Annotated in this window: 33 protein-coding genes, 1 tRNA gene and 1 pseudogene; 26 read left to right on the top strand and 9 right to left on the bottom strand. The window is 61.2% G+C overall.

Features of this window, described 5'->3' with window-relative positions:
* Positions 1-143 precede the first annotated feature (143 nt).
* The 3 genes from FHS54_RS02970 (at position 144) to FHS54_RS02960 (ending at position 4234) form a co-directional block, all read left to right on the top strand.
* Positions 144-980 (top strand): cupin domain-containing protein, encoded by an 837-nt coding sequence (locus FHS54_RS02970; protein WP_167302286.1) that lies wholly within the window; start codon positions 144-146, stop codon positions 978-980.
* A complete protein-coding gene (locus FHS54_RS02965) occupies positions 977-2149 on the top strand; it encodes a GNAT family N-acetyltransferase (protein WP_167302285.1) in 1173 nt (390 codons plus the stop codon). Before FHS54_RS02970 ends, FHS54_RS02965 begins: the two co-directional genes overlap by 4 nt.
* 267 nt (positions 2150-2416) lie before the next feature.
* Positions 2417-4234 carry a glycosyltransferase gene (locus FHS54_RS02960; protein WP_167302284.1) on the top strand — a complete coding sequence of 606 codons (1818 nt, stop codon included), beginning with the start codon at positions 2417-2419 and terminating at the stop codon, positions 4232-4234.
* 202 nt (positions 4235-4436) lie between these two features.
* On the opposite strand, the gene FHS54_RS02955 is transcribed toward FHS54_RS02960, so the two are convergent.
* From FHS54_RS02955 to FHS54_RS02945, 3 genes are read right to left on the bottom strand one after another with little or no spacing between them, the layout of a single operon-like run.
* Entirely contained in the window at positions 4437-4850 is a 414-nt protein-coding gene (locus FHS54_RS02955) for an ATP-binding protein (RefSeq protein ID WP_167302283.1), read from the bottom strand.
* Positions 4843-5181, bottom strand: coding sequence for an STAS domain-containing protein (locus tag FHS54_RS02950; RefSeq protein ID WP_167302282.1), 339 nt, complete (start codon positions 5179-5181; stop codon positions 4843-4845). The genes FHS54_RS02955 and FHS54_RS02950 overlap by 8 nt, the downstream gene beginning before the upstream one ends.
* Positions 5182-5199: 18 nt before the next feature.
* On the bottom strand, positions 5200-6390 hold the full coding sequence (locus FHS54_RS02945; protein WP_167302281.1) for a PP2C family protein-serine/threonine phosphatase: 1191 nt from the start codon (positions 6388-6390) through the stop codon (positions 5200-5202).
* Between the two features lie 197 nt (positions 6391-6587).
* Between FHS54_RS02945 and bcsS the strand changes: the two genes are divergently transcribed.
* From bcsS to FHS54_RS02925, 4 genes are all read left to right on the top strand, one after another.
* Positions 6588-7268, top strand: coding sequence for a cellulose biosynthesis protein BcsS (gene bcsS, locus FHS54_RS02940; protein WP_167302280.1), 681 nt, complete (start codon positions 6588-6590; stop codon positions 7266-7268).
* Entirely contained in the window at positions 7258-7536 is a 279-nt protein-coding gene (locus tag FHS54_RS02935; protein WP_341785924.1) for a phage tail protein, read from the top strand. The genes bcsS and FHS54_RS02935 overlap by 11 nt, the downstream gene beginning before the upstream one ends.
* Complete coding sequence (locus tag FHS54_RS02930; RefSeq protein ID WP_167302278.1) at positions 7533-8543, top strand: contractile injection system protein, VgrG/Pvc8 family; 1011 nt, start codon at positions 7533-7535, stop codon at positions 8541-8543. Before FHS54_RS02935 ends, FHS54_RS02930 begins: the two co-directional genes overlap by 4 nt.
* A 160-nt stretch (positions 8544-8703) precedes the next feature.
* Positions 8704-9345, top strand: coding sequence for an outer membrane protein (locus tag FHS54_RS02925; RefSeq protein ID WP_167302277.1), 642 nt, complete (start codon positions 8704-8706; stop codon positions 9343-9345).
* A gap of 140 nt (positions 9346-9485) precedes the next feature.
* Here the strand turns inward: FHS54_RS02925 and FHS54_RS02920 are convergent, their stop codons facing one another.
* Positions 9486-9635: a BrnA antitoxin family protein gene (locus FHS54_RS02920; RefSeq protein ID WP_425057296.1), complete on the bottom strand. Its 150-nt coding sequence runs from the start codon at positions 9633-9635 to the stop codon at positions 9486-9488.
* Here FHS54_RS02920 and FHS54_RS02915 point away from each other — a divergent pair.
* On the top strand, positions 9624-9809 hold the full coding sequence (locus tag FHS54_RS02915) for a hypothetical protein (RefSeq protein WP_167302276.1): 186 nt from the start codon (positions 9624-9626) through the stop codon (positions 9807-9809). The two genes, FHS54_RS02920 and FHS54_RS02915, sit on opposite strands and share 12 nt — an antisense overlap.
* Before the next feature lie 91 nt (positions 9810-9900).
* The gene (locus FHS54_RS02910) at positions 9901-10818 is read left to right on the top strand and encodes a hypothetical protein (protein ID WP_167302275.1); all 918 of its coding nucleotides are present in this window, start codon (positions 9901-9903) and stop codon (positions 10816-10818) included.
* A 53-nt stretch (positions 10819-10871) separates the two neighbouring features.
* Here the strand turns inward: FHS54_RS02910 and FHS54_RS02905 are convergent, their stop codons facing one another.
* Both FHS54_RS02905 and FHS54_RS02900 read right to left on the bottom strand, forming a co-directional pair.
* Complete coding sequence (locus FHS54_RS02905) at positions 10872-11285, bottom strand: HIRAN domain-containing protein (protein WP_167302274.1); 414 nt, start codon at positions 11283-11285, stop codon at positions 10872-10874.
* Between the two features lie 2 nt (positions 11286-11287).
* Complete coding sequence (locus FHS54_RS02900; protein WP_167302273.1) at positions 11288-11968, bottom strand: XRE family transcriptional regulator; 681 nt, start codon at positions 11966-11968, stop codon at positions 11288-11290.
* Between the two features lie 65 nt (positions 11969-12033).
* On the opposite strand from FHS54_RS02900, the gene FHS54_RS02895 reads away from it, so the two are divergent.
* The 15 genes and pseudogenes from FHS54_RS02895 (at position 12034) to FHS54_RS16630 (ending at position 20324) form a co-directional block, all read left to right on the top strand.
* Positions 12034-12363, top strand: coding sequence for a YdaS family helix-turn-helix protein (locus FHS54_RS02895; RefSeq protein WP_167302272.1), 330 nt, complete (start codon positions 12034-12036; stop codon positions 12361-12363).
* Positions 12363-12605: a hypothetical protein gene (locus FHS54_RS02890; RefSeq protein ID WP_167302271.1), complete on the top strand. Its 243-nt coding sequence runs from the start codon at positions 12363-12365 to the stop codon at positions 12603-12605. Before FHS54_RS02895 ends, FHS54_RS02890 begins: the two co-directional genes overlap by 1 nt.
* Positions 12606-12671: 66 nt before the next feature.
* A complete protein-coding gene (locus FHS54_RS02885; RefSeq protein ID WP_167302270.1) occupies positions 12672-13004 on the top strand; it encodes a hypothetical protein in 333 nt (110 codons plus the stop codon).
* A complete protein-coding gene (locus tag FHS54_RS02880; RefSeq protein ID WP_167302269.1) occupies positions 13001-13267 on the top strand; it encodes a hypothetical protein in 267 nt (88 codons plus the stop codon). Before FHS54_RS02885 ends, FHS54_RS02880 begins: the two co-directional genes overlap by 4 nt.
* Entirely contained in the window at positions 13264-13752 is a 489-nt protein-coding gene (locus FHS54_RS02875) for a hypothetical protein (RefSeq protein ID WP_167302268.1), read from the top strand. Before FHS54_RS02880 ends, FHS54_RS02875 begins: the two co-directional genes overlap by 4 nt.
* A pseudogene (locus FHS54_RS16645) lies at positions 13753-13893 on the top strand (ogr/Delta-like zinc finger family protein); the annotation flags it as partial.
* 12 nt (positions 13894-13905) lie between these two features.
* Positions 13906-14049 carry a hypothetical protein gene (locus FHS54_RS16415; RefSeq protein WP_243855585.1) on the top strand — a complete coding sequence of 48 codons (144 nt, stop codon included), beginning with the start codon at positions 13906-13908 and terminating at the stop codon, positions 14047-14049.
* Positions 14050-14145: 96 nt separating this feature from the next.
* Positions 14146-16857: a toprim domain-containing protein gene (locus tag FHS54_RS02865; protein ID WP_167302266.1), complete on the top strand. Its 2712-nt coding sequence runs from the start codon at positions 14146-14148 to the stop codon at positions 16855-16857.
* A gap of 161 nt (positions 16858-17018) precedes the next feature.
* On the top strand, positions 17019-17264 hold the full coding sequence (locus FHS54_RS16640) for a DUF2312 domain-containing protein (RefSeq protein ID WP_425057295.1): 246 nt from the start codon (positions 17019-17021) through the stop codon (positions 17262-17264).
* Complete coding sequence (locus FHS54_RS02855) at positions 17261-17464, top strand: hypothetical protein (protein WP_167302265.1); 204 nt, start codon at positions 17261-17263, stop codon at positions 17462-17464. Before FHS54_RS16640 ends, FHS54_RS02855 begins: the two co-directional genes overlap by 4 nt.
* A complete protein-coding gene (locus FHS54_RS02850; protein WP_167302264.1) occupies positions 17461-17967 on the top strand; it encodes an ATP-binding protein in 507 nt (168 codons plus the stop codon). The genes FHS54_RS02855 and FHS54_RS02850 overlap by 4 nt, the downstream gene beginning before the upstream one ends.
* Positions 17964-18413 (top strand): hypothetical protein, encoded by a 450-nt coding sequence (locus tag FHS54_RS02845; protein WP_167302263.1) that lies wholly within the window; start codon positions 17964-17966, stop codon positions 18411-18413. The genes FHS54_RS02850 and FHS54_RS02845 overlap by 4 nt, the downstream gene beginning before the upstream one ends.
* Positions 18410-19447, top strand: a complete 1038-nt coding sequence (locus FHS54_RS16635; protein ID WP_167302262.1) for a DNA cytosine methyltransferase — start codon at positions 18410-18412, stop codon at positions 19445-19447. Before FHS54_RS02845 ends, FHS54_RS16635 begins: the two co-directional genes overlap by 4 nt.
* Positions 19444-20139, top strand: coding sequence for a hypothetical protein (locus tag FHS54_RS02835; protein WP_167302261.1), 696 nt, complete (start codon positions 19444-19446; stop codon positions 20137-20139). Before FHS54_RS16635 ends, FHS54_RS02835 begins: the two co-directional genes overlap by 4 nt.
* Positions 20136-20324, top strand: coding sequence for a helix-turn-helix transcriptional regulator (locus tag FHS54_RS16630; protein WP_167302260.1), 189 nt, complete (start codon positions 20136-20138; stop codon positions 20322-20324). Before FHS54_RS02835 ends, FHS54_RS16630 begins: the two co-directional genes overlap by 4 nt.
* A 3-nt stretch (positions 20325-20327) precedes the next feature.
* Here the strand turns inward: FHS54_RS16630 and FHS54_RS02825 are convergent, their stop codons facing one another.
* Together FHS54_RS02825 and FHS54_RS02820 are read right to left on the bottom strand one after the other, a co-directional pair.
* Positions 20328-21668 carry a tyrosine-type recombinase/integrase gene (locus FHS54_RS02825; protein WP_167302259.1) on the bottom strand — a complete coding sequence of 447 codons (1341 nt, stop codon included), beginning with the start codon at positions 21666-21668 and terminating at the stop codon, positions 20328-20330.
* Between the two features lie 153 nt (positions 21669-21821).
* A tRNA-Ser gene (locus FHS54_RS02820) sits at positions 21822-21912 on the bottom strand.
* A gap of 166 nt (positions 21913-22078) precedes the next feature.
* On the opposite strand from FHS54_RS02820, the gene ald reads away from it, so the two are divergent.
* Positions 22079-23194, top strand: coding sequence for an alanine dehydrogenase (ald, locus tag FHS54_RS02815; RefSeq protein ID WP_167302258.1), 1116 nt, complete (start codon positions 22079-22081; stop codon positions 23192-23194).
* Positions 23195-23214: 20 nt separating this feature from the next.
* Here the strand turns inward: ald and FHS54_RS02810 are convergent, their stop codons facing one another.
* Positions 23215-24417 (bottom strand): phospholipase D-like domain-containing protein, encoded by a 1203-nt coding sequence (locus tag FHS54_RS02810; RefSeq protein ID WP_167302257.1) that lies wholly within the window; start codon positions 24415-24417, stop codon positions 23215-23217.
* 119 nt (positions 24418-24536) lie between these two features.
* Here FHS54_RS02810 and rpoZ point away from each other — a divergent pair, with 119 nt between their 5' ends.
* Complete coding sequence (gene rpoZ, locus FHS54_RS02805) at positions 24537-24881, top strand: DNA-directed RNA polymerase subunit omega (protein WP_167302256.1); 345 nt, start codon at positions 24537-24539, stop codon at positions 24879-24881.
* Positions 24882-25075 lie beyond the last annotated feature (194 nt).

Below are 25075 nucleotides of genomic sequence, written 5' to 3'. Positions count from 1 at the left end.
TTCGCCCAGCGCTCTTCGGGTCGACAGGCTCAGCCCGAACGGGCGATTCCAAATCCACACGCCGCTCTGGACATTTAACTGGTTTTTCAACCTTCGACGGCAATGCTGGCGTAATCGTCCCGCCGTGCTGAAGAAGCTTTTCCATGTCCTTCCTCTCTCCGTCCAGTCTCGGCTCCTTCGCCAGCGCCTATCCCTTGTCGCCGACCATGCTGCGGCACAGCCTGATGGACCAGCCATTATTGTCGTTCGAGGCGCTGGCGAAAGCCGCCCTCGAACTGCCGCCGGAATATGTGGAGCGTCGGATATCCAACGCTGTCAACGGCGGCGAATTCGCGATGGATCGGTCGGACGATGCCGATCCAGCAAGCGTCATTCGCGCCATCAATAGCAGCGGCAACTGGGTCATGCTCCGCTTTGTCGAGCAACTGCCCGCCTATCGCGACCTGCTGGACAGGGTGATGGATGAGATCGGACCGGCCATCACTCCATCGACCGGGCCGGGCCTGACGGTCAGGGGGTTCATCTTCATTTCCTCACCCGGCACATTGACGCCGTTTCATTTCGACTGCGAATATAACATCCTGTTCCAGATCGCGGGCGACAAGCATTTCGCGACCTATCAACCCACAGCGCCCTGGCTGCCGTTGGACCGGCACGAAGCCTATTATGGCGCGGGCGACAATATGCTGCCCTGGAACGACAGTTATGAGGCGGAGGCGAATGTTCACCAGATGCGCCCCGGCGATGCGCTCTTCATCCCCTATGCGTCGCCGCACTGGGTAAAAGCAGGCGCGCAGCCGTCCATTTCGCTGTCGATCACCTGGCAGAGTGAATGGAGCCAGTCGGTGGGCGCGGCGATGCAGATCAACCCGGTGCTGCGCCGATGCCGATTGCCCGCTGGCGACCTGCCGACATGGCCCAAGTCCCCGAAATGGCGGGCGCTCGGTTGCCGGGTCGCTCGCAAGGTGGGTCTGTTATGAGCATGTTGCCCGCCGCCAGCGCATTCCAGCCCAGCCATGAATGGCCCATGGTCGATGCCGAACGGCCCATTGTGCGCATGCTGCGCCACGCCGATTTGACAGCCGACGACCGGGCATGTTGGGCGGGGTTGTCGGCCCAGGCCGGGGCCGCCAACGTCTTTGCGCAAGACTGGTTCATGGACGCCGCGCTTAGCCATGCCACCGATGGCCGCGACACGCTGTTGGCTGTCGTCAGCCTTGGGCATGGGCCGTGGTTGGGCGTGATGCCGTTGGTTGCCGAATTGCGTTTTGGACGCTGGCCCGCGCGCATCTGGCGCAATTGGTCGGCGACCAACCAGTTTCTGGGCACGCCATTGGTGGCGGCGCAAACCGCCGATATTTTCTGGGACGCTTTGCTCGCTTTCCTCGATAGGCGCGCAGGCACCGAGATATTGCTGCATTTCCAGGGATTTGATGCAGATGATCCGGTCAGCACAGCCTTGTTCGACCGCTGCGGGCAGGAAGGGCGTGGGTTGCACATCATCCAGTGCCTTGACCGCCCGGCATATCGCGCGGGCGACGATGCCGCGGGCCGCTGCGATTCCAAAATGCGGGGGCGATTGCGCAGCCTGTCGAGGCGGCTGGAGCGCGATCATGGCTCTGTCGTGGTCACACTGCTCGATCCAGATCAGCCCTGCGCGCCCTGGATCGACGCCTTTTTAAAGATGGAGGCGTCCGGCTGGAAGGGCCGCATCGGCAGCGCGCTGGGCAGCCAGTCGGCCACCGAGACCCTGTTTCGCACCGTCATTGAGCGCGGCCACGCGAATGGCAGCGCGCGGCTGGCCACCTTGTCCGTCGGTGGCCGTGCGATCGCCATGTCGAGCTGGTTTGAATCCACAAGTTGGGGCCATGGCTTCAAAATGGCCTTTGACGAAGACTATCGCGCCTATGCGCCCGGCCAGCTGTTGATGCACGACATCAGCGAGAGGATCGGACGCAGGCCCGATATGTCTTTCGACACCTGCGTCCCGCGAGACGCGAATAGCAGTCATCGGTTGTGGCGAAGCAGCCGAAGGATCATCGACGGGGCCGTCGCGATCGGTTCCCCATGGCACCGTTTCCGCTTCGACGCCCTGATCAAGGCGCGGGCAGCCTATGCGGCGGTCAGGAACCATTTTTCCACGCGATGAGCGCGGTAGGGCGCTTTACGACCGCATCTATGGTCCCACGCACGATTGAATGCCCCGTGCGTGATCCGCCCATTTTCCGCGCGCAAGCTCGACCGTGAACGGCAGGTGGTGATGAACGACGCTGAGGTCGATCGGACGGATGCCCGCCAAAACAATTGGGCTTTACAATGTCTTATGTTGCATGCCCCCGCCTGAACACCTAGCCTTTGTTCTGCTGTCACATCGCCGGACGCGTTGGAGTTGACCCGAGAAGCCATAAGGAAGCCCGTGGAATTCTATTTCAACCGCTTTGAGGATCGACGACCGCCAGGGCCACTGCCTCATTCGCGCTTGATCGAGCTGATTTGGCAGGCACTGGCGCTGTTGATGCTGTTGCTGGGCGCGCGCTATCTGTCCTGGCGCTGGACATCCTCGCTGAACTGGGACGCTCTGTGGTTCGCCATTCCCCTGTTGATTGCGGAGACGTGCGCATTTTTCGGGCTTATTCTGTTCACCTTGAATTTGTGGAAGGTGAAGGATTATCCGCTGCGCGCGCCGCCCGCACGGATGCGCGAATGCATAGGTTTGGCGGCCAGCGATGATGATCGGGCCATTTCGGTGGATATCTTCATCGCGACCTATAATGAGGATGAGGAATTGGTACGGCTGAGCATCCGCGACGCCAAGGCCGTGCGCTATCCTCATCCCATCGACTTGAAGGTGCACATACTCGACGATGGCCGCCGCGACACGATGCGCAAGGTAGCGGACGAGGAAGGCGTCAACTACATCAGCCGCGACAATAATGCCGGTTTCAAGGCGGGCAATCTGCGCAACGCCATGGAGCAGACGAGCGGCGACTTCATCGTGATCTGCGACGCTGACACGCGCCCCTTCCCCACGATGCTGGAACGCACGCTTGGCTATTTTCGCGACCCGGACGTGGCTTTCGTCCAGACGCCGCACTGGTTTTATGACGTGCCGGAAGGGGAGCGGCTGAGCGATTGGATGGTGCGCAGATTTGGCTGGCTGGGCGGCGCGATCGGCGGTGCGGTGGAACGGATATTTGGTGAGATACGCGTTGGCGAGGACCCGTTCGTCAACGACCCGCAGCTTTTCTTCGACGTCATCCAGCGCCGCCGCAACGTTTATAACGCGGCCTTTTGCTGTGGGGCGGGGTCGATCCACCGGCGTGAAGCCGTGATGTTCGTCGCGCTGCGCGCCTATGCCGATGCCATTGCCCATGCGTCGGGTGACGCGAAATCGCGCATCGCCAACCTGGTCCGCCGCCGCCCCGATCCAGCGGCGCAAGCGCTTGCCCGATGGCAAGCCGCGCAGGCGGAGGAACTGACGCCTTACAAATTCCATGTCTCCGAAGACATCTATACCACGATCGTGCTGCATCAGGACCGTGAGCGGCGGTGGAAATCGGTGCTCCACCCGCATGTGGAATCGAAGATGCTATCGCCGCAGGATCTGCTGAGCTGGAGCATCCAGCGGTTCAAATATGCGGGAGGAAGCCTCGACATCTTCTTCCACGACAATCCGGTGACAGCCAAGGGCTTGTCGGTCGGCCAGCGCCTCATGTACCTCGCGACCTTCTGGTCCTATATGGGCGCGCTCTGGAACCTTGTCTTCCTGTTGGCGCCGATCGTCTACCTGATGACCTCCATCGCGCCGGTTTCCGCCTACACCGGCGATTTTTTCGCCCGGGCGCTGCCTTTCCTGATTGTTACCGAGCTGGCCATCATGTTCGGCACCTGGGGGATTTCAGGCTATAAGGGCAAGGTCAGCTATATGGCGTCCTTCCCCATATCGCTCCAGGCGCTCTGGGCGGTGGTCCGAAAGCAGAAGATCAAATTCCCCGTCACGCCCAAGGATCGGCAGGATGGCCATTATCTGCACCTCGTCTGGCCGCAGCTGGCGTTGATGATCGGAACGTTGGCCGCCTTCTGCTGGGCGTCGGTGGCGCTGTGGCTGGGGGTGGGAAGCTATACAGTGGGTGGCTTGATCGCCAACGGCCTGTGGGGTCTCAACAACATAGTGGGGATGTCGATCATGGTTCGTGCGGCCTTATGGCGACCCACTGAAGGAGCGTCGGGATGAACTGGAAAGAGGGGCTGAGGAAAGGCCGGAGCCATTTGCTGATGGTCGCCATTCTCGTCATCGCCGGGAGCATCATTGTGGGGATGGAGGATGATGCGCTTCAGCGGGAGACGGGGAAAGTGTCGCCTCAGTCCGTGGGAGAGAAATTGCCTGCCAGGTTGAGGTGATTGCCCGCAAGCAGCGCCAGCCCAACCCGCCCCCATCAGTGGTTCAGGCGCTTTGTGAGAAGCAGCCGGTTCCTGCCACCCTCGCTCCTATAATCGATCCGGTCGATGCAAGACTGGATGATGCCGATGCCACGACCGCTCTCTGCATCAGCGGAGATGGCACGGCATTTGGAAAACAGGCCTTCGGGAACCGCTTTGCCTTCGTCCTGAAGTTCCAGCGATACAGAGTCAGCCGCAATCCGCACGCCCACGGCGATCATGCCGTCGGTCCGACCGTGATAGCCATGGATGATGATATTGTTGGCGGCCTCCGCCAGCGCCAGTTCGATATCCATCATCGCTTCGGGTGGAACTGCGGCTGCTTCGCAGAGCGCGCGGACATGCGCACTCAATCGGCTCACTTCTTCCAGCCGGGCGGGGTACAGGTGGATTGGCACGATGTCAGCCACGCACCAGTGCTCTTGCATCGGGCACCGTCTCCGCCAGCCGGAAAACCGCGTCGAGGCGCGTCAGTTCGAACAAGCGGCGAACCGCAGGCTGCGCGCCTGCGATCGCGAGCGAGCCGTCCTTGCCCAGCATCTTGAGGAGCGACACCAACGCCCCGAGCGCGGTGCTGTCCATGAAGGCGACGCGTGTCAGGTCCAGCACGACCTTGCGCGGGCCGCCTGCAATACCTTTGGCGAGATCCGCCTTGAATGCTGGTGCTTCGGCGGCGTCGAACCGGGTCGCCTGCACTTCCACCAGGGCAACATCCCCGTCCATACTGATGATCGCCGTCATGTCTGCACCCTTGTTTCACTATGCCATTTCGATCGCGAGAAGCGAGATATCATCATCGAAGCCGCGCGTGCCCCGGCGCATCGCAACGGCTGCCTTGACCCGTTCGACCATAAGTTCCAGCGGCTCGTCAGCCCCCTTGCGCAGCAACTCGCTGAGACCTGTGACCTCCAACTGCGCGCCTTCGCGATCGGCGCATTCGGTGACGCCATCCGAAAAGAGCACCAGCCGCGTCCCGGCCTCCAGGATGACCTCCTCCGGCATGAATTCAGCGTCGCCGAACCAGCCGAGAGGAAAGCTGCCGTGCAGATGCAAGCTGGATACCCCTGCCGCTGCAACGATCAGCGGATCTGGATGACCCGCGCGGATGATCCAGGCACGCCTTTCCGTGGGCGACAGCAGGCCGCAAATCAGGGTCGCATAATTTTCATTGGGCTGCGATTCTATCTCATGATTGAGCTGTTCGATCGCGGATGCCAAAGCGGCGGGGTCACCCGGTGCCAGTTGCACCAGCCGGTGATGCAGGTGGAACGAGGCGAGCGCCGCAGGAACGCCATGCCCCTGAACATCCGCGAGGAAGAAAAGAATCTTATCCTCCTGCTGGGACACGCCCAGCGTGTCGCCGCTCATGTTCATCGCTGGCCGGTGGGCCCAGGCGATGCGCACGCCATTCATTTCCTTGTCATTGGGCAGCAGCTTGTGATGCAGAGCCGCCGCCGCGTCCAGGTCGGCGCGCACATGGCGATATGCCGCGCGGATACGATCATGCGCCTTCGCCAGGTGACGGTTCCGCCGTTCCAGGCTGCGATGCAGCCTTACATTGCGACGGGCCGATGCAACCGTCAGTTCCAGCTGCAGCGGGTCGAGCGGTTTGAACAGGAAGTCGTCGATGCCCGCAGAGGTGGCCGCCCTGATCGTGTCATTGTCGCCACGCGCAGTCATCATGACGATATGCAGGAAGCGGTTCTGTAATGCCGCAGCCCTCACCTGCCGCACCAGTTCAAGGCCGTCCATGCCCGGCATCTGCCAATCGGTGATGAGGACATCGACCGGCGCCAATTGCACTTGCTCAAGAGCGGCCGCGCCGTCGACCGCGACTTGAACCGAACAGCCGAGCGCCTCCATTTCCAGCGCCAGCATCTCAAGAAACAGGTCATCGTCATCGACGATGAGTATGTTGAGGCTGGTGATAGGGAGCGGCTCCGCCGTCATGAGATTCCCTTGTCTCTCCAAAACAAGCCTGGCTTGCCCTCAATATCTAGCGGCCAAGTTGCCCGACCGGAAGGCATTGAATGCGAAAGATTTTCCAGAAATGCGGTAAACCGTGCCTTAGCATTATTTTTTGTCTGTCCCTGCCACCCCATCGCACGTTATGCAGCTGCAACAATCCGTCATCGGGAAACAATCCAATGATTTCGCTTCGCTTTCTGGCTCTACTCGCCGTTTTAGCGTTTTCGGGACAGGGGGCGTTGGCGCAGGATCGGGGCGTGATCTACGCTGGCGGTTCAGTCGGCGACGGAGCGGGAGGGTATGGTGGTGGTTTGATCTCGCTCCCCGGCAACTCTCTGGGCCATGGCCTTGCGCTGCGCGCAGGGGTAAATGGCGGCACATATCGCTACCGCACCACGGAGCGGATCGACGCCACCTATATCGGCGCGGAAGCCGCGCTGGTCTATCAGACATCAGGGTCCTGGGGCTGGGCGAATATTGGCGCGGGGCCGCGCTTCACGAAGACAGATCTGGACCCGAACGATCCGGGCAACAAGCTTCAGGGTTCCCGATGGGATGTCGGCGTCCAGACAGACGGCGTTTTAGGCGACCGGTGGCGCCTGGGCTGGTTCGGAAGCTGGGGGGTGCGCAATGAAAGCTACATGGCGCAACTTCGGTTCACCCACGCTGTCCGTCGACAGAGCGATACACGGCTGGGCGTGGAAGCGACGTTGCAAGGCGATCCCACCTATAAGCGTGGCGGCCTGGGGGCCTATGTGTCGACGGCGCTTGGCGGTGGCTGGACCGGCCAGCTTTCAGCATGCCCGATCTCAGCGCGTCGGCGCGCGCGATGCCACGCAGTTCACCGGCGTGGGCGATGAAAGGATCAGCCTTTCGGGATCCGTCTATGCGGAAATCACGGACGGGCAGGTGTCGATCGATGACCTGCGCTCGATGGCGGACCAGGGCGAGGCCTTGCCGCTGGTCGATGGACGCGGCACGGTCTACGGCACCTTCGTCGTCACCGCGATCGATGAGCGCCGTGCTTTCCTCATGGCGGATGGCCGCCCGCGCCGCATCGACTTCGGAATTGACCTGCTGCGCGTGGATGATCCGGCACCAGCGAGCAATGCAGGCGCGACACAGTGACGGACAAGGTCAACAATATCGCAGACTGGCGTGTGACGCTCGACGGCAAGGATCTGTCCGACCGGCTGCGCCCGCGCCTGGTCTCGCTCAGCCTGTCGGAAAAGCGCGGCGACGAAGCCGACCAGTTGGATATCGTTCTCAGCGATACGGACGGGATGCTGGCTATCCCTAAGGAAGGCGCGGTGTTGAAGGTGCATCTGGGCTGGAAACAGGGGCGCGACGTTACAGTCGGCCTGGTCGACAAAGGCAGCTTCAAGGTGGACGATGTGTCGCACATCGGCCCACCCGACCAGATCACGATCAAAGCCCGCGCTGCCGACTTCACCAGCAAGATCCGCAACCGGCGCGAACAGAGCTGGAAGAATACGACGCTGGGCGCAGTGCTGAAGGACGTGGCGGGCCGCAATGGCCTGGCGCTGAAGATCGCCCCTGCCCTGTCCTCGATCGCGCTCAATTCGATCAGCCAGAGCCGGGAAAGCGACATCGCCTTCCTGAAACGTCTCGGTCGGGAGCATGACGCTGTCGCGACCATCAAGGACAAGCATCTGATCTTCGCCAAGAAGGGCGCAGGCACCACCACCAGCGGCAAGGCGCTGCCGACGCTCACCATCCGCCGCAGCGACGGAGGAAGCCACTCATGGCAGCGGCAGAAGCGAGACGGTCAGGAAGGAGTCACGGCCAGCTGGCACGATAAAAAGGGGGCGAAGCGCGAGACGTTTACCGTGGGCAAGGCGGATGGGGCGAAGAAGCTGCGCAAGGTCTATCCCGATGAGGCGTCGGCGAAGCGCGCGGCCATTGCGGAGCGGGACCGGCTCAAGCGGGCACCGGCGACCTTTGACATGAAGCTGGCGCTGGGCCGCGCCGACGCCATCCCCGAAGCCCGCGTGAAGGTCAGCGGCTATAAGGATGAGATCGACGCGGCCACATGGCTGATTTCTGAAGTGACGCACCGGCTCGACAAGGCGGGCGGCTTCACAACCGATGTGAAGATGGAGACTGCGCCTTGATGCGCCTGTGATATAATTGTGACACCGAAACGATATTTCTCGACACGGACGATTAGATAGTTGCGTACCAAGTTCGCAATTGGGTAACCGCGCCCCGCGCACAAGAACAGATAGCGCGGTCGCATCTAATATTTGCGATGTTCAATGAGGAATTGACAAAATGAAGAAGATTTTCGTTGCAGCTATCATGGCTGCCACTGCGGTTTCGACGCCTGCTTTCGCTGACGTCTTTTCTGGCCCATATGTCGGCGCGCAGATCAGCCGCGACGCATATGAAATCAAGGCCGAAGACGTCGATCTGGGCGGCGGCGCAACCCTTTCCTTCGATGGCCTTAGCGCAAATGGCGTCGGTGGCGGGCTCTATGTCGGTTATGATTACGCGCTGTCGAACGCTGTGTTCTTCGGTGTGGAAGCGAACGCCAATCTGTCCAGCGCCAGCCTGTCGGCTGACCTCGGCGGCCTTGCAGACGCCAAGATTCGCGCGCGTGAATCGTTCGGCCTGAGCGCTCGCCTGGGTTATATGCTGGCGGACAATACCGGCGTTTATGCTCGCGGTGGCTGGCAGTCGACCAAGTTCAAGTCGAGCCTGTCCGACGGCGTCGATACCTTCACCACCAAGACCACGCAGGATGCGCTGGTTTACGGTGCTGGCCTCGAAACCCGCGTTGGCGCGCAGACGTCTATCCGCGTCGAATATCTGATCGAAGATTTCGGCAGCGCCGGTTTGAACCGTGATCTGGGCCTGAACGGCATCCGCGTCGATAACAACAAGCTGTCGCTCGGCATTTCTTACCGCTTCTGAGCAACTGATCTGCACTGAAGTTTCACAGTCTTCACAGTGCAGCGTGGCCGCCCTCTAACTGAGGGCGGCCATTTTCACGCCTGGTCTCAATGATTGGTGTCGAAACGACGTGGATTTCATGCCTCCGCCTTGCGCAGCACCTAATTGATGCGCGATTGCCACCCCGGCCCGGCAGCGCGGAACCGCTCCAGCACATCCTTGTCCAGGCGCAGCGACACCTTCTCTTTGTTCGACCCGCGCGGACGCCCTCCCTTTAATTTGGGAAAGGCGGCGCGGATATGGGCCGGAATGTCGTCGCCCCGCTTGGCACGGGCGAAATCGGCATCGGTCCATTCGGGATTGTCATCATCGAAAATGACAGGGCGTTCGTCAGACGTGGCGCTTTATCTCCTTTCATGGGTGCGGGGCAGGCTGATGACGCGGACCTTGCCGCCGGTCCCAGCAGCTTCGCATATTCAATCTAACGTTGCGGATGCTACACAACATTGATAATCGCCTGCTGGAGGAAAAGCAATCAATCGGCACTACCCGCTTGTGTGTGCTTTGGGGGTAGGAATGGCGTTCCCATCAAAGAAGATTCTAGACACCGACGAGTTGATTTTTGAGACGGACAATCTGTCGGTGGTTTTTACACGTGCAGCCAAGAAAGTGGCTTCGCGTGAAGGAACGGTGGTCTGCACCTTCTGCGCGCTGCTGGACGAAAGCGCTCCTCGTTTTCCGACTGCGCAAGCCAGTTTGAGCATGAATGGTCTCGACGCAGTCCACTTCCTCCCGCGCGGGAATCAATGGTATCAATATGCCGAGATCGATGGTGCGGCTGAAAAGGCCCGCTCCATTCTGTCTGGCTATGACAATGTAGTATCTACTGGCGCGTCGATGGGTGGATACGCTGCCGTTCACACATCTGCTGCCCTGAACGCGGATAGGGTGGTTGCCCTCGCTCCGCAGTTCACTGTTGATCCAAAGAAGGTTAACTACAACCCGGGCTGGGGCAATACTGCTGCCAAAATTGACTTTGTTCGCGATGACTTCGAACGGAACGTCAAGAAGGGCGCTACGTACATCGCGGTTTACGACCCCCGACTGCCCGTAGACCGCAATCACGCAGCCGAACTGGAGAAGCGACTTCCAATCAACAAGCTCATTCTTCCCTTTGGCCGACACCATGTCGGAATTCGTCTCCGTGAAGCGCAGCTTATGCCCAAGGCGTTGATCGACATGCTGACAGGCGAAGGCGATCTTGCCTCTATCCGCCGCGACTTCCGTAAAGTGCGTTCCACGCTCCTACATTATTGGTTGGGAATCGCGGAACGTCACGCCTCGCTGCGCGCGCTTGCGCTAGAAAAGGCCAGGGCGTTCGACCCGCAGAATCCAAATGAGGTCAAGCTGATTGCTGATTTAGCAAAAAAATCAAGTGCTCATCCGATCAGCACCCCTTCGAAGAAGGTTCTTAGCTCCACGACGATCGTGTAATGGTCCAATCCGTCTGTGACCGGATGTGGACATAAGGTTCCGATGCCTTGTTCTCAATCATCAAGCCAGATCTCATCAGGATAGAAATCCGGTTCTGACGGACTACCGCGATCGACATTTTCGTCATGATCTTCAAGCATTGCGTCGGTCAGCACCGGATCCTCGCCATCGAATGCCACCCGTACCCAGGCACCGAACTGCGCGGGTCGTTGGAAAACGGCGCGAACCTCTGTGCTTGATAGAAGCGCGCGGATTCTTGGGGATCTGTCTGCCTTCACATACCCGATCTGCACCTTGCGGCAGGAATAGACCGCGACCGCGTGAACGTCGAATTCGTTCTCAGGCTCCGGCACCAAATCCACCGGCTCGCCCGGCATGCACTCATCAATTTCTAAGCGCCGGTCGGTTCCATCGGAATTCTTATGCGCGACGCCGACGACAGCTAGCGACATGGACGGTAGCGCCACGCCTACATTCTCCTGCCAATCCAAATCACACGCCCGATGACGCGCAGTTCGTCTTCATAGGCTTCGATCGGCGTCACATTTGGATTGTCGCTCAGCAAATGAAACATTCCATTAGCGAGGCGGCGAACGCGCTTGATGGCCACCAAATCTCCATAGCCTAGCGCCCAGATCCGATCCTGCTTGGTGATGATGCGATCGGACCGGTTCACGATCACATCGTCATCGTCCAAGATGGTCGGCACCATGGAATCACCGTCGCCCCGTGTCAGGATCACATCCGCCTGGGCCCCTCTGGTTATGCGCTTCAGCCAGTCAGTGCGATAAGGAACCAATGTCGTCGATACAGGCCCATCGACATAGTTTCCGCCCCCAAGTGCGAAGTGCAGATCAACCTCAGGGATCAGCGTCATCCCCAGCTGCTCGGCAATCATTTGCGGCGTTGGCACCGGCGCTGCGCCGAGGGAAGGATCGTCGGTCTCTCCGGTCAGAAAGTCCGACGTGGTCTGAAGCGCGCGGGCGATCTTGTGCATCTGTGAGGATCCCGAGCTAATCCCGGATTCCAGCTTACCGATCGTTGCTTGCGATATTCCCGCCTGCCGCGCGAGTTCGGATTGAGATAGCCCCAATTCCGCCCGCCTTGCCGCGATACGTTCACCTGTGCGCATGCCGCTTAGATATTCCATCAGGAATATTCCGATACCTTCGATTTGCTATTGACGATGTTATTCCATTTGGAATAGGCAGGGGCATGGCAAACGCACTAACCCCTTACGAAGCGCTGCAAATGGCGCTCGAAAACGCCGGGTCACAGACCAAGTTCGCGCTGATTTGCGGAGTTCGGCAACCTGCCGTCTCTAAGTGGCTTCAATCAGGTAAAAGGCTCCCTGCCGACTATGTTCTCGCAGTCGAGGCCGCCACCCATGTGTCTCGCCATCTTCTTCGCCCCGACCTCTACCCTGTCCACGATGGTGCCGGTGCCCCAGAGCCCGGCGAGGAATGTGGGCCTATTCTATCGGGAATAAAGAAGGGTGTCGCTTGCGATCGGATGGCCAAAACGCAACGGAAGGACGTCGCCTGATGTCCTTCGCCAACGATGTGCAGGCCCGCCTGCTGAACGCCCTCTTCGACGCGGCTCACCCGATGAGCGTCACCGAACTGGAAACACAGCTGCGCGTCACGCGCCGCGATCTTTGGTCCGCAGTCCGCGCCCAGGCAGTGCTTGGCAATGTGCGGAAGGGCCAGCCTCTTCAACTCACCGCAGCAGCCCGCGCCGCCATAGCGGCAGGCCGGGCCGCGCATCCGGCGGCAGTCGCCGCCTGACCTGAAATTGGTTGGGCGGGGATCGCACCCCCCGCCCAACCGATCCGCTTGAAAGGACCAAACGGAATGCTTTCCTTCGAGACACAGGCGATCGAGCGCAATGCGCCATCGCCGTCTGATCACGCAGACCGCCCCGAAAATGCGATAGCCGACGCAGCCTGCGCCGAACATTCGGCAAAAGGATCATCATCCATATTCCCCGGCAGGGTCGCGGTGACCTATAGATTGCGGGGCCGCTTTGCCGCGCGGCACACTTTCGCGGTGCCGGAGGAACTGACCTTCCGCGACGAACCGGCCCCCATGCCGCAGCTGCCGCGATGGTACAGTCTCGTCACCTTCGTCATCATCAGCAGCGCTTCGATCTTTGCCCTGTGCGCCATTGGGAGGCCGGGAGCATGAACCGGGATCGCCGCAAAGAAATTCAGCGCGTGATCGCCCAGCTTCAGGATCTGGCGATGCAAATTTCGGCGGTCAGCGAGCGGATCGACATGATCAAGAGCGACGAGGAAGAATATCGGGACGGTATTCCCGAAAACATGCAGAGCAGCGACCGCTATTACAAAGCGGAAGCCGCTGCCGACGCATTAACCAGCGCCTATGATGATCTGGAATCCTTCGACGTCGAAAGCGTGATCTCCAGCCTACAGGGGGCAATGGAGTGACGAAGGTCCGCGCCCCTCTCACCTTCTCCCTCGCCATCACGACGGCGGTCGGCCTCATTGGCTGGGATGCTGCTGCCAAGATCACGCGCCGGTCCAAGCGCGCTGTCCGCTACTGGAGCGAGAGCGATAAAGCCAGCATGCCGACGCTGGGTCAGGCCATGGCCCTTGACCGTGCGTTCATGGAGGCAGGCGGGGGCTATCCGCCGATCCTCGAAAGCTATGCCCGCCAGCTGGACGTTCAACTATCGAACACAATGGCATGTCGGGCCGCGCTGGCCGACGACATCGCCCAGGCATCGCTGGAATCAGCGGGCGCGATCAGCAGCAGCATTCATGCGATGCAGCACGGTTCGTCCCCGACAGAGATCTATCACGCCATCAAAGAGACAGAGGAAGCCAGCGGTGCTTACAGCCGCCTGCTGACCCGTCTCAAATCCTTTCTGCCCGGCAATGGTGCTGGGGCTGGAAAAACGGGGGAAAGCTGAATGTCGGGTCTGCCACATGTCACTTGTCCGGCCTGCGGGGGCCGTGCCCATTCTCGGGCTGTTGGCAAGAATAGTACGCTGTATCGCGAGCTATATTATCGCTGCCGGAATCCAGACACCTGCGGGCACGAATTTGTTGTCGAGATGGCAGCTGTGCGCAGCACGAAGGCGAGCCGCTTTCCCAGCCCGCTGCACGTCCTGCCCATGACCACATGGCACGCCGCCGCCAATGACCGCGCCGACAACGACAACGGTCCGCCCAGCGAGCCTGCCGATGCCTTAGCGACCCAGACCTAGCCGCTCGGCTCAGCCGAGATCCTCCCGACGAACAAAGACCAGCCCGGCGCACCCCGCCGCCGGGATAGGCCCCTTATTGCCTGAGAAGCTTGCCCCATGCGTGAAGATATCCTGCGTGAAGTCACAGCCCGCCTGACAAAAGACTATAATCTGCGCGAGCGTGGCGGCTTCCTGCGCGAGGGGAAATGCCCCCAATGCAATGACAAAAAGGCACTGTGGACGCCCGCCGGCCATCCATGGGTGTTGCGCTGTGGCCGCGTCGAAAAATGCGGATGGGAAGGCGAAACCAAGTCGCTCTACCCGGAAATCTTCGACGACTGGTCGAAGCGCTACAAGGCCACCAAGCAGAACCCGAACGCCGCCGCCGACGCCTATCTGATCGCTGCGCGCGGCCTCGACATCGCGCCGCTCAAGGGCGCTTACACCCAAGAATGGTATCAGGATCCCGAATTGAACATCGGGTCCGCGACCGTGCGATTCCCGATGCCCGGCGGCGGCTATTGGCAGCGGCTGATAGATCAGGCCCACCGCTTCGGCGACAAGAAGGCCACCTTTTCCTATGGCGGCGGCTATCGCGGGAAGGTCTGGACCTACCCCGGCGATACGATCGAGACGCTGGCCCGCGCGAAGGAAATCTGGATCGCAGAGGGCGTATTCGACGCCATCGCCCTCCGCCAGAACGACATCGTCGCCGTGTCGGCCATGTCCTGCAACAATTACCCCAAGCAGTTCCTGGCCGATCTGCGCAAGGCCATCGGCGATGATCCCGAAGCCGGGGCCGGTCCGCGCCTGATCTTCGCCTATGACCAGGGTGCCGCCGGTGTCGATTATACGATCTCGCATGTCGCCGAGGCTCGCAAGGCAGGCTGGAGCGCGGGCGCGGCGCAGGTCCAGATGGACGGCGAGGGCGAAAAGCGGGACTGGAACGATCTGCACCAGGCCGATCGCCTGCAGCCGCAGAATATCGAGCAATATCTGTGGGCGGGCGACGTCACGATCGCGGGCAGCGCGGATGAAAAGGCGTTCCTGATCTACAAGCGGTTCAAGACCGCGTCTTTCCCCCTGGTCTTCAACCAGCGCCAGCTGTGGGCGTCCTTCTCGCTGGAGCGGATCGAAAGCATCCTTGAAGGGCTGCGCGAAACCGATCCGACCATCGCGGCGCTGCCCTATCAGGATCAGTGGGAACAGGCGGCGCGACAGGCCGCCGACATCACCGAACTGGCGAACTGCACCTTCCGCACCCTCTATTTCCAGAAGGATGCCCACATTGAGGAGGGCGCATATTTCCTCCGCGTGGACTTCCCCCGGATCAAGGGACAACCGCGCCGCGATGCCGTGAAGGCGACCTTTTCCGGCGCTAACCTGTCCGCCGGTGCAGAGTTCAAGAAACGGCTGTCATCGGTCGCCCCCGGCGCGCAGTGGACCGGCACCACCGGCCATCTGGACAAGCTGATGCAGCGCCAGTGGGCCAGCATCCGCATGGTCGAGGCGATCCAGTTCACCGGCTATTCGATCGACCATGAAGCCTATCTGCTCGGCGACGTCGGCGTTAGTCAGGGCAAGGTCGAGAAGGTCAACAAGGACGACTATTTCGTCTTCTCGCGCAAAGCGGTGAAGCTGCGCACGGCAGACCGCCTGCTCAAGATCAACTATGACGCGGACCGCCTGGATCTCGACTGGTTGCAGCCGGTCTATGAGGCCTGGGGTCCGAAGGGCTATGTCGTCCTGACCTTCTGGGTGCTGTCGCTCTTTGCCGAACAGGTCCGCGCGGCGCAGGATTCCCTTGGCTTTCTGGAAGTGACCGGCCCTCCCGGCACCGGCAAGTCCACGCTGATCGCGTTCCTGTGGAAGCTGATGGGCCGCGTCGGCAACTATGAAGGCTTTGACCCGACCAAGGCCACCAATGCCGGTATCTCCCGCACCTTGGGACAGGTCGGCAACCTGCCGGTGGTGCTGATCGAGGGTGACCGCAATCAGGACACGCCACACAGCCGCCGCTTTGAGTGGGACGAACTTAAAACCGCCTATAACGGGCGCGCCGTCCGCACCCGCGCCATCGCCAACGGCGGCATGGAGACATTCGAACCGCCGTTCCGGGGCGCTATCGCCATCGTGCAGAACGACCCGGTCGAGGCTTCCCCGGCGATGCGCGAGCGCATCATGGGCCTGACCATCGATAAGGCAGGCTGGGGCGAACATACCCGCGAGGCGGCGGAAAAGGTTGCCCGCATCGACCGCGACGACGTGTCGGGCTTCATCGTGCACATCGTCTGCAAAGAGGCGGAAATCCTGAAATGCTATCGGGAACGCTTCGCTCAGCACCGCGACGCGATGTTGAAACAGCGCGGGATCCGCAACAACCGTTTGGCGCTCAACCATGCCCAGCTGGCCGCGATGTTCGACGCCATGCAGATCGTCGTCAACAAGATCCCCAAAGCCGCGGCTGATGCCACGCATGATTTCATCCGGGACATGCTGACCGACAGGCAGCGCCTGGTCGAACATGATCACCCCCATGTTGAGCTATTCTGGGAGCGGTTCGACTGGATCGAGGCCAACGAGCCGGAATTTACCGACAAGCCGATCAACCATGCACGCGGCAGCGATCTGATCGCGGTCAACCTTGTCCAGTTCGAGCAGAAATGCGGCGACCTACGCCTATCGCTCCCACCGATGAACGAACTCAAACGCCTGCTCAAAAACAGCAAGGCCCGGAAGTTCGTCGCTCACAAGCCGGTCAATTCGAAGCTCGACAAGACCGTCAACTGCTGGGTTTTCCAACGCCCCGGCACTCCCCCCACCGCATGAACAGGAAGGCAACCATGCAGGCTCAATCTGTAACAGATCCCGCGCGTCCGATGCGTATGGCCGCCGTGCCAGATGGCAAGGGCGGCACCGTCCACAAACTTGTTCCGGCGACCGTCGAGCCGGTCCGCAAGGGCAAGAGGAAGCGGATCGTCCCCGATCCAATCAAGGCCAATCCCGACGCTGCCGCCCAGCAGCTGCGCCTGCTGATCGAGCGGATCGAGGGCATCGACGGCGAGATCCTTGGCCTGCTGGATGACCGGAACGACGTTTATCAGGAGGCGAAGGCCACCGGCTACAGCAAGAAGGCGATGCGCGACATCATCGCCCGCCGGAAAAAAGACCCGAACGCGCTTCAGGAAGAACAGGCGATCCTCGACACCTACCTGACCGCGCTGGGGATGGAATGACCATGCGCCGTCGGTCTCACCCATCCATCCATCCCATAGGCTGCAGATGCGATTCCTGCGCCGCAGGTGGACCCAGCAACCGCCGCACCGGACTGGCGATCAAGGGCGCAATCCGCGCGCTTTTCCTGATCGCGGCCCTGTTCACCATCCCCTTCATCATCGCCCACGCACTGGCCAGCGCCAAGGGAGAAAACCGTTGAGCATCATCGTCATCCATGGACCGCCGGGAACCGGCAAAACGATCAACGCGCGGGCTTTCGCCGAGTTCTTCGGCATCGACACCATCGTTGATGATGGCGTGTGCAGCCATCAACCCTTCCCGCAGCGGAAAGCGATCGTCCTGACCACCCGGTCGCCCGACGAGGTGCGCCGCTGGCGCGCGAACTCGCTTCGCGGGCCTCGCGCTGCCGAAGCCGTCGCGTTCGTGCCCATCGCCACCGCCCTGCGCCGCATCGGCGCGCCGATGCCTAGCCCCGCCCTGTCACTAGCTGAACACACCACGCTGGCCTTCCTGTCCGAAGGCGGGCCGGTGGCCACCCATCACATTGCCGGGCTGTGCCGCCAACACCATACCGCCACCGCGCGCGACATGATGAAGCGCCTTGAGAAGCGCGGATTTGCGTGCGGCGTTTCTGCTCCAGGCAAGAGCCGCGTCTGTTGGTGGCAAATCACGGATCTGGGCCGAATGGCGGTGCAGCCATGACCGCCGCACCATGGGCCATCACCACCGATGACCACTGGTCGGCGATCGTTGCGGTGTGCGAACAGCGCGACGCTGCCTGGACAGAAGAGATCCGCAAGGCAGGCAATGGCGACAAGCGCTGGCGGCTGACAGAGGCGCGCAACGCCGACATGGCGCAGTGGCACATCATGGCCGTGCTTATCGCCCACAAGCTGGATATCCCGACGCTGATCCGTGAGGATCTGACCGGCGTCGGCCGACCGCCGTTCCCCACCGACCGGGAGGGCTGGCTCGCAATCGTCGCCACCGCGCGCCGTGCGCTCGATAAGGCCGCCGATCGCGATCACCTGCCTCTCTACCGCAACCTCTACACCGTTTGGCGCTGGGCGCACCTTTATGTCCATGTGTGGGCGCTCCCCGGCCTTGATCTCCGCGCCACAGTCACCGAGCAAAGGAATGCCGCATGAGATACATCGACATTTGTTCCGGGATTAGTGCCCCGACAGCGGCATGGAAGCCGCTGGGGTGGCAGGCGCTTTGTTATGCCGAGATCGAAGCGGCACCGCGCGCCGTGCTGGCTCACCATTATCCGAACGTCCCGCTGGTTGGGGACTTCACGCAAATCAAAGGGACCGAATATGGACCAGTTGACCTTCTTGTCGGAGGAACCCCCTGCCAATCGTTCAGCATCGCCGGGCTTAGAGGGGGACTGGCAGACGATCGTGGCAACCTGGCCCTCGAATATCTTCGCCTTGCTGATCGATCACGGTCCCGATGGTTGGTATGGGAGAACGTCACCGGCGTTCTGTCATCAAATGAAGGACGGGATTTTGGTGCCATCCTCGGGGGCATGGCAGAACTCGGGTATGGGACCGCCTACCGAGTTCTTGACGCTAAATACTTCGGCGTTCCCCAGCAGCGCCACCGTGTCATTGTTGTCGGCTATCTTGGAGACTGGCGACCTGCCGCAGCGGTTTTATTTGAGCGCCAGAGCTTGCAAGGGCATCCTCCGCCGCGCCCGGAAACGCCGCCGCCGGTTGCCGCGCGCGCTGCATGTGGCGCTGATCCGCGTCGCTCGCACGGGGATCTAGCGAGAGACAGCCGTATAGTCCATGTCAGCGATTTTAGCCGTGCCCTCACGGCCTGCAGCACAGCGACGGACAGGCTTGATCCCAACGAGATGGAATTCGTCGCTGATGTCGCGCCATGCTTGGACGCCAGTTTCGGGCGTCTTTACGGACAGGACAACCAGCATATCGACGGCGGCGCAGGATTGTTCGTGGCAAGCCGGACACGCGTTCGACGGCTGACGGTGAACGAATGCGAACGGCTCCAAGGCTTCGCTGACGACTTCACCCTAGTGCCCTTCCGGGGCAGGATGCTGGCCGATGGTCCCCGATACAAAATGCTTGGGAACAGCATGCCCGTGCCCATGATGCATTGGATCGGACGACGAATTTCCGGCGTAGAAGCATTTCAGCACGAAAGGCTGGCAGCATGAGCGGCGAACTGACTTCGCGCCCGAAGGGCAGCACCCGCCATCCTTGGGATTGGTATGTCGAGGAAAGGTGGGTGACGCACCGCCTGATCGACATGGTCGCCCTGGAATCGGACGTTACCTATCTGGATCCCTGCTGCGGCCAGCTGCATATCCCGGAGGCGCTGACGGAACGGGGCTTCAATGCCTATGGCACGGATCTGTTCGACCGCACTATCGAGCATCGGCTATTCATGGGCGAACATGACCTGCTCGGCGACCAGCGCCATCTGCTGGAGGCATCGGGCGGTCTGTCGATCATCTTCAACCCGCCATTCTCTTTCCAGAATGGCCGCCTGGTGCGCGGGCTGGCGGAAAAGTGCATCCGCCGCGCCTTGTCGATCGCGACGCACAAGGTCTGCGCCCTCTTGCCCCTTAAATGGCTCGCCAGTGCTGGACGTTACCGACTCTTCACGGACGAGACGCCGATCGGCGTATGGATCCTGTGCGAACGGCCATCCATGCCCCCCGGCAACATCATCCAGCAGCTGGGGGATGACGCGTACGATCACGGCAAGATCGACTATATGTGGGTGGTATGGGACAAGCGCCACGCCCCCATGACTGACTTCCAAGGTCGGCCATTCGCTCCGACCTTCTGGATACCACCCCGCGAGAAGATCACGGGCACAGCGGAAAGGAAACTGGCGGCATGATCCCGCATCAACCCGAACGTCTATTGAGGATCGATGAGGTCATGCGCCGCACGTCCCTATCGCGGACGCACCTATATGCCCTCATCAAGCGCGGCGAATTCCCGGCCCAGCGGAAGATGGGATACAAGTGTTCCCGATGGGTCGAAAGTGAAATTGACGCATGGGTCGGCAAACTTGCTGCCTGACGGTCAGCGACCGGGCTTTCCCGGCCCGGTCGCGGCCCATCTGATCGGCGCGCCGATGTGCATTTCCGGCGGCCACATATCCGCGATCAGCAGATCTGCCCATTCGACGGCGAGTTCGCGGCGACGCTCCATATAGGCCGCCCTGTTATATGCGCCCTCGACCTTATCCTTGGGGACATGGGCCAACATCAGATCTATGATCGCCCGATCCGGCGATGCCCCGGTGTGCCCAGTTGCTCGCCACGATCTTTCGCATCGCTCATTCATGATGGTTGAGAAAGCCGATCGGAACCCATGCGGCACGTGCCGCTGATAATATCCGGCTCTGATCAGCAGCGCGCGCAACGTGTTTTCGCTCATCTGCCGATGCACATGCCGATCGCTGGGAAAGATGATAGCCAGATCCCCTGTCAATGAATGCATCACTTTCAAGATCGCCACCGCTTGCGGTGCCAGCGGCACAAGATGACAGCCCTCGATCTCGCTCTTGCGGTCCGCATCGCCCTTCATCCGGTGCGCCGGGATACGCCACAGCGGATCCGGCCCATCCAGATCTTCGAACTCAGCCCAGCGCGCGCCGTGCAATTCGTTCGGGCGCACCGCCGTCAGCGCGAGCAGCCGCAGCGCCAATTTAGTGGGCGCACGGCACCGCTCGGCCTCGCAATCGATAATCAGCTGCCTGAGTTCGCCGATCGTCGTCACCGCCGCCTGCGGCTTCGCCTTCGGCTTCTTCGGCAGTGCGATGGCGAGGCTGGCGGCAGGATCCCGCGTCGCCTGTTCCGTGGCGATACCATAGACGAATATGGCACTGATGCGCTGGCGCGTCCGGTGCGCGGTCTCTACAGCCCCGCGATCCACGATGCCCTGCAACAGCGTGAACACCGCCGGGGCTTGAATGTCGTCTATCGGCAAATGCCCCAGCAGCGGGAAGACGTCGCTTTCCAAATTTTCCATGACGTCCTTGGCGTGGATCTTCGACCAGCGACGCTGCTGCAGCGCGTGCCAAGCTAGTCCGACCGTCTTGAAGGTGGGCCGCGTGTCGATGGGGACGGGGGCACGCTCGAACAGATCCACCGGCTTGGGCTCGACACCTTTAGCCAGGAGGGCCTTCGCCGCGTCGCGTGCGTCGCGCGCATCCTTCAACGAGATCGCCGGATAGGTGCCGATCGTCAGCGTTTTCTGGATCGGCTTGCCCTTGTCATTGCGCCCGAACTGGTAGTTCATGCGCCATACGCGGCCACCGGCTTTCGAGACATGCAGATATAGCTGTTCGCCATCGGACAGCTTGTAGGCTTTCTCGCTCGCCTTGGCGGCCCGCAGCTTCGCGTCGGTCAGCGCGCCCATACCATATTCCCCGAATCGGATACCATAGATCTTGCCATATGCCAGACCGGCTGCATGAGAACAAACGGGGACAATTGCGAACAAATGGCGCGCGCAGAAATGGCCGAAATCCTTGGGTTTCAGGCCAAATACGAATAAATGAGATGGAAAAGGTGGCGGAGCGGGAGGGATTCGAACCCTCGATACGCTTTTGACGTATACTCACTTTCCAGGCGAGCGCCTTCGACCACTCGGCCACCGCTCCGCATTCGCTGGAAGGCGGCTCCCTATCCTGTGCCGGGACGGTAGGCAAGGGGATGCTTGTGTTTCTTTGATTGCGGTTTTGTCACGAAAGCCGACGGGTCATCATCGCTGGTTGACGACGGGGGGCGGGCGAGGCGATCTTGCCTGCAAATATGGAGAGGATCGCCATGATCGTAGGGACCGTCAAAGAGATCAAAAATCACGAATATCGCGTGGGCCTGACGCCTGAGAGCGTTTTTGAGCTGACGGCCCACGGCCATCGCGTGTTGGTGGAAAGCGGTGCTGGCGAAGGGATTGACGCGCGTGACGCCCTTTATGCCGACGCCGGGGGTGAGATCGTTCCGACGGCGCGGGACGTGTTCGCTACAGCGGAGATGATCGTCAAGGTGAAGGAACCCCAGGCCGAGGAGCGCGCGATGCTGCGGCCTGGGCAAATCCTCTATACCTATTTGCATCTGGCACCCGACCCGGACCAGACACGCGACCTGATTGCATCAGGCGCGGTCTGCATTGCCTATGAAACGGTGACCGACGGCAATGGCGGCCTGCCGCTGTTGAAGCCGATGAGCCAGGTCGCGGGGCGCATGGCGATCCAGGCGGGCGCAACCGCGCTGGAAAAGGCGAATGGCGGTCGCGGCGTTCTGTTGGGCGGCGTGCCGGGCGTATTGCCGGCGAAAGTGTGTGTGATTGGTGGCGGCGTGGTTGGTTTCAATGCGGCTCAGATGGCGGCGGGGCTGGGGGCGGACGTCACCATATTGGATCGCAGCCCGGAAGTGCTGGAACGGCTGGGCATTTATTTCGAGGCACGGGCCAAGACCCGCTTTTCCAATCGTGCGAACCTGGCGGAATGCGTTGCCGACGCGGATCTGGTTATCGGCGCGGTACTGATCCCCGGAGCCGCCGCGCCCCAGCTGGTTACCGCCGAAATGCTAAAGACGATGAAGAAGGGGGCGGTATTGGTCGATGTGGCGATTGATCAGGGCGGCTGTTTCGAAACCAGCCATCCTACAACCCACGCCGATCCCACTTATGTCGTGGATGGCATCGTCCATTATTGCGTCGCCAACATGCCCGGCGCGGTGGCACGCACCAGCACCTACGCGCTCAATAACGTGACCTTGCCCCATGCTTTGCGCATCGCTGACCTTGGATGGAAGGAGGCGCTGCGTTTGGACCCGCATCTGCTCAACGGGCTGAATGTGTGGAACGGGCAGATCACCTATCGCGCCGTGGCCGAAGCGCTGGGTCTGGCCTACACGCCGGCGGAAGAGTCGATCGCGTGAGGCGGCCAGCCCGCTGACCGTCAATCCGCGTCGGGATCGCGAAAATTCAGGCGGCGCGTTACGGTATAGTCGAGGACGCCGACCAGAAAATAGCTGATCCACTGCTTGATCAGGGTAAGCGGGCCGCGTTGGGCCTTGTGGCTTTCCAGCGTGACCTGCCGACTTTCCGCAGCGCGGCAGTCGATGAAGGCCCGCATCGCCGTTGCAAACGCCTTGTCTTCGATCCGCAGCATGATCTCCAGATTCAGGAACAGGCTGCGCATGTCGAAATTGGCTGACCCAATATAGACGGCGTCGTCGATGACGATCAGCTTCATATGCAGCTTGCACGATTGATATTCCCAAATATCGACCCCGCGCCTTAGCAGGGGGCCATATAGCAGTCGGGAGGCCGCGACCGTCGCGCCATTGTCGGATCGGGAGGGGAGGATGAGCCTGGCACCTTCGCGCCGTGCCGCCCTGGCGATGCGTTTCAACATGCCCCGGCCCGGCGAGAAATAGGCCTCCACCATGTCCAGCCGCCGGGCATGTTCAAGGTCATGCTTCACCACTTGCGCCCAAGGGCTGAGCCGTCGCGTGGGTCCGCCCACCAGCCAGCGGATCGGGTCGCCCGGATCATGATGTGGCGATGGGTGCCAGTGCCGGACCATCCGCCGCAGGGTGCGGAATCGCTGCCTTTTGGTCGATACCCAGCGCCACAGCTGTCCGTACCAGCGCACCATCGCTTCAACCTGCGGCCCGTCGATCAGGAGGCCAAGGTCGGCCCAGGCATCATCGGCGGGTAGGCCGAAATATGCGTCCTCGACATTGAAGCCGCCCAGCATCAGCCGCCGGTCGTCGGCAATCGCCATCTTCTGATGGTTGCGGATCAGGTAGCGGGTGGAGCGGCGCGCGCCGAAGCGACCGAAATGGCCACCCGCCGCGAGCAGGGGGTCGAAGAAGGACAGGGGCGTGTCGGCTGATCCGAAGGCGTCGATCATCAGCGTCACGGCGACCCCGCGCTGCCGTGCCGCGACCAGCCGATCAAGCACCATCCGCCCGCTTTCGTCACTGGCGAAGATATAATAGTAAAGTTTCAGGTTGTGCGCGGCCCCGTCGATCAGGTCGATCAACGCCTGGCGAAGGGCGGGGCCGGTTTCGATGATGGTCAGCCGATTGCCGTGGACCGACAGGCTGATGGCGGCTTCCCCACGCCCGTTTTCGATCCGTCTGTTCGTCGACATGCCCTATTCATGCCCTCATTCGGCGCGGCATGCCAAAGCTTTATGGCCTTTTCGTTGACTCAGGGGATCGCCCCTGTTAGGCGCAGTTTTCACAATTTCCATGTTTCAGGAGGGCACTTTTGGCCCGCGTTACCGTCGAAGATTGCGTCGATAAGGTTACCAACCGCTTTGATCTCGTCCTACTCGCCGCCCAGCGCGCGCGGGAGATTTCTGGCGGTGCCGAGCTGACACTGGACCGCGACCGCGACAAGAATCCGGTCGTCGCCCTGCGAGAGATTGCTGAAGAAACCATCCTGCCGGTGGATCTGAATGATTCGCTCGTCGCGTCGCTGCAAAAGGTGCAGATTGATGACGATGATACACCGGACGAAATCGGATCGATCGCCCAGTCGGCGGAGGCATTGCGCCTGACCGCCGCTGCGCCGCCGCGTAACCAGAATATCGGTGGCGACTACGACGGCTGATCGCCTGACGGTTTGGAGAGGGAAAGAGGCCCGGCCTGCGCAAGCAGGACCGGGCCTCGACCTTTTTAGGGGCTGTTGAGGGCAGGCGTGGTCCGACCGAAGTTGGACCTGGCCGTCCCGTTTGGCCTTTATTGACGCATTTTGCGCGCCAGCTGATGGTGCCCTCTTTTTCGAAAATGCACTAAGGGGGCGGG

The organism is Sphingobium vermicomposti, assembly GCF_011762025.1.
GTDB classification, from domain to species: domain Bacteria; phylum Pseudomonadota; class Alphaproteobacteria; order Sphingomonadales; family Sphingomonadaceae; genus Sphingobium; species Sphingobium vermicomposti.
This window is presented reverse-complemented; position numbering and strand designations above follow the sequence as displayed.

Bases quoted from the DNA above. Each gene is read 5' to 3' on its own strand.
- FHS54_RS02970 (WP_167302286.1), top strand. From the start codon at position 144: ATGTCCTTCCTCTCTCCGTCCAGTCTCGGCTCCTTCGCCAGCGCCTAT.
- FHS54_RS02965 (WP_167302285.1), top strand. From the start codon at position 977: ATGAGCATGTTGCCCGCCGCCAGCGCATTCCAGCCCAGCCATGAATGG.
- FHS54_RS02950 (WP_167302282.1), bottom strand. From the start codon at position 5,181: ATGACGGCGATCATCAGTATGGACGGGGATGTTGCCCTGGTGGAAGTG.
- FHS54_RS02945 (WP_167302281.1), bottom strand. From the start codon at position 6,390: ATGACGGCGGAGCCGCTCCCTATCACCAGCCTCAACATACTCATCGTC.
- bcsS (WP_167302280.1), top strand. From the start codon at position 6,588: ATGATTTCGCTTCGCTTTCTGGCTCTACTCGCCGTTTTAGCGTTTTCG.
- FHS54_RS02925 (WP_167302277.1), top strand. From the start codon at position 8,704: ATGAAGAAGATTTTCGTTGCAGCTATCATGGCTGCCACTGCGGTTTCG.
- FHS54_RS02915 (WP_167302276.1), top strand. From the start codon at position 9,624: ATGGGCCGGAATGTCGTCGCCCCGCTTGGCACGGGCGAAATCGGCATC.
- FHS54_RS02910 (WP_167302275.1), top strand. From the start codon at position 9,901: ATGGCGTTCCCATCAAAGAAGATTCTAGACACCGACGAGTTGATTTTT.
- FHS54_RS02900 (WP_167302273.1), bottom strand. From the start codon at position 11,968: ATGGAATATCTAAGCGGCATGCGCACAGGTGAACGTATCGCGGCAAGG.
- FHS54_RS02895 (WP_167302272.1), top strand. From the start codon at position 12,034: ATGGCAAACGCACTAACCCCTTACGAAGCGCTGCAAATGGCGCTCGAA.
- FHS54_RS02890 (WP_167302271.1), top strand. From the start codon at position 12,363: ATGTCCTTCGCCAACGATGTGCAGGCCCGCCTGCTGAACGCCCTCTTC.
- FHS54_RS02885 (WP_167302270.1), top strand. From the start codon at position 12,672: ATGCTTTCCTTCGAGACACAGGCGATCGAGCGCAATGCGCCATCGCCG.
- FHS54_RS02880 (WP_167302269.1), top strand. From the start codon at position 13,001: ATGAACCGGGATCGCCGCAAAGAAATTCAGCGCGTGATCGCCCAGCTT.
- FHS54_RS02865 (WP_167302266.1), top strand. From the start codon at position 14,146: ATGCGTGAAGATATCCTGCGTGAAGTCACAGCCCGCCTGACAAAAGAC.
- FHS54_RS02855 (WP_167302265.1), top strand. From the start codon at position 17,261: ATGACCATGCGCCGTCGGTCTCACCCATCCATCCATCCCATAGGCTGC.
- FHS54_RS02845 (WP_167302263.1), top strand. From the start codon at position 17,964: ATGACCGCCGCACCATGGGCCATCACCACCGATGACCACTGGTCGGCG.
- FHS54_RS16635 (WP_167302262.1), top strand. From the start codon at position 18,410: ATGAGATACATCGACATTTGTTCCGGGATTAGTGCCCCGACAGCGGCA.
- FHS54_RS02835 (WP_167302261.1), top strand. From the start codon at position 19,444: ATGAGCGGCGAACTGACTTCGCGCCCGAAGGGCAGCACCCGCCATCCT.
- FHS54_RS16630 (WP_167302260.1), top strand. From the start codon at position 20,136: ATGATCCCGCATCAACCCGAACGTCTATTGAGGATCGATGAGGTCATG.
- FHS54_RS02825 (WP_167302259.1), bottom strand. From the start codon at position 21,668: ATGGGCGCGCTGACCGACGCGAAGCTGCGGGCCGCCAAGGCGAGCGAG.
- ald (WP_167302258.1), top strand. From the start codon at position 22,079: ATGATCGTAGGGACCGTCAAAGAGATCAAAAATCACGAATATCGCGTG.
- FHS54_RS02810 (WP_167302257.1), bottom strand. From the start codon at position 24,417: ATGTCGACGAACAGACGGATCGAAAACGGGCGTGGGGAAGCCGCCATC.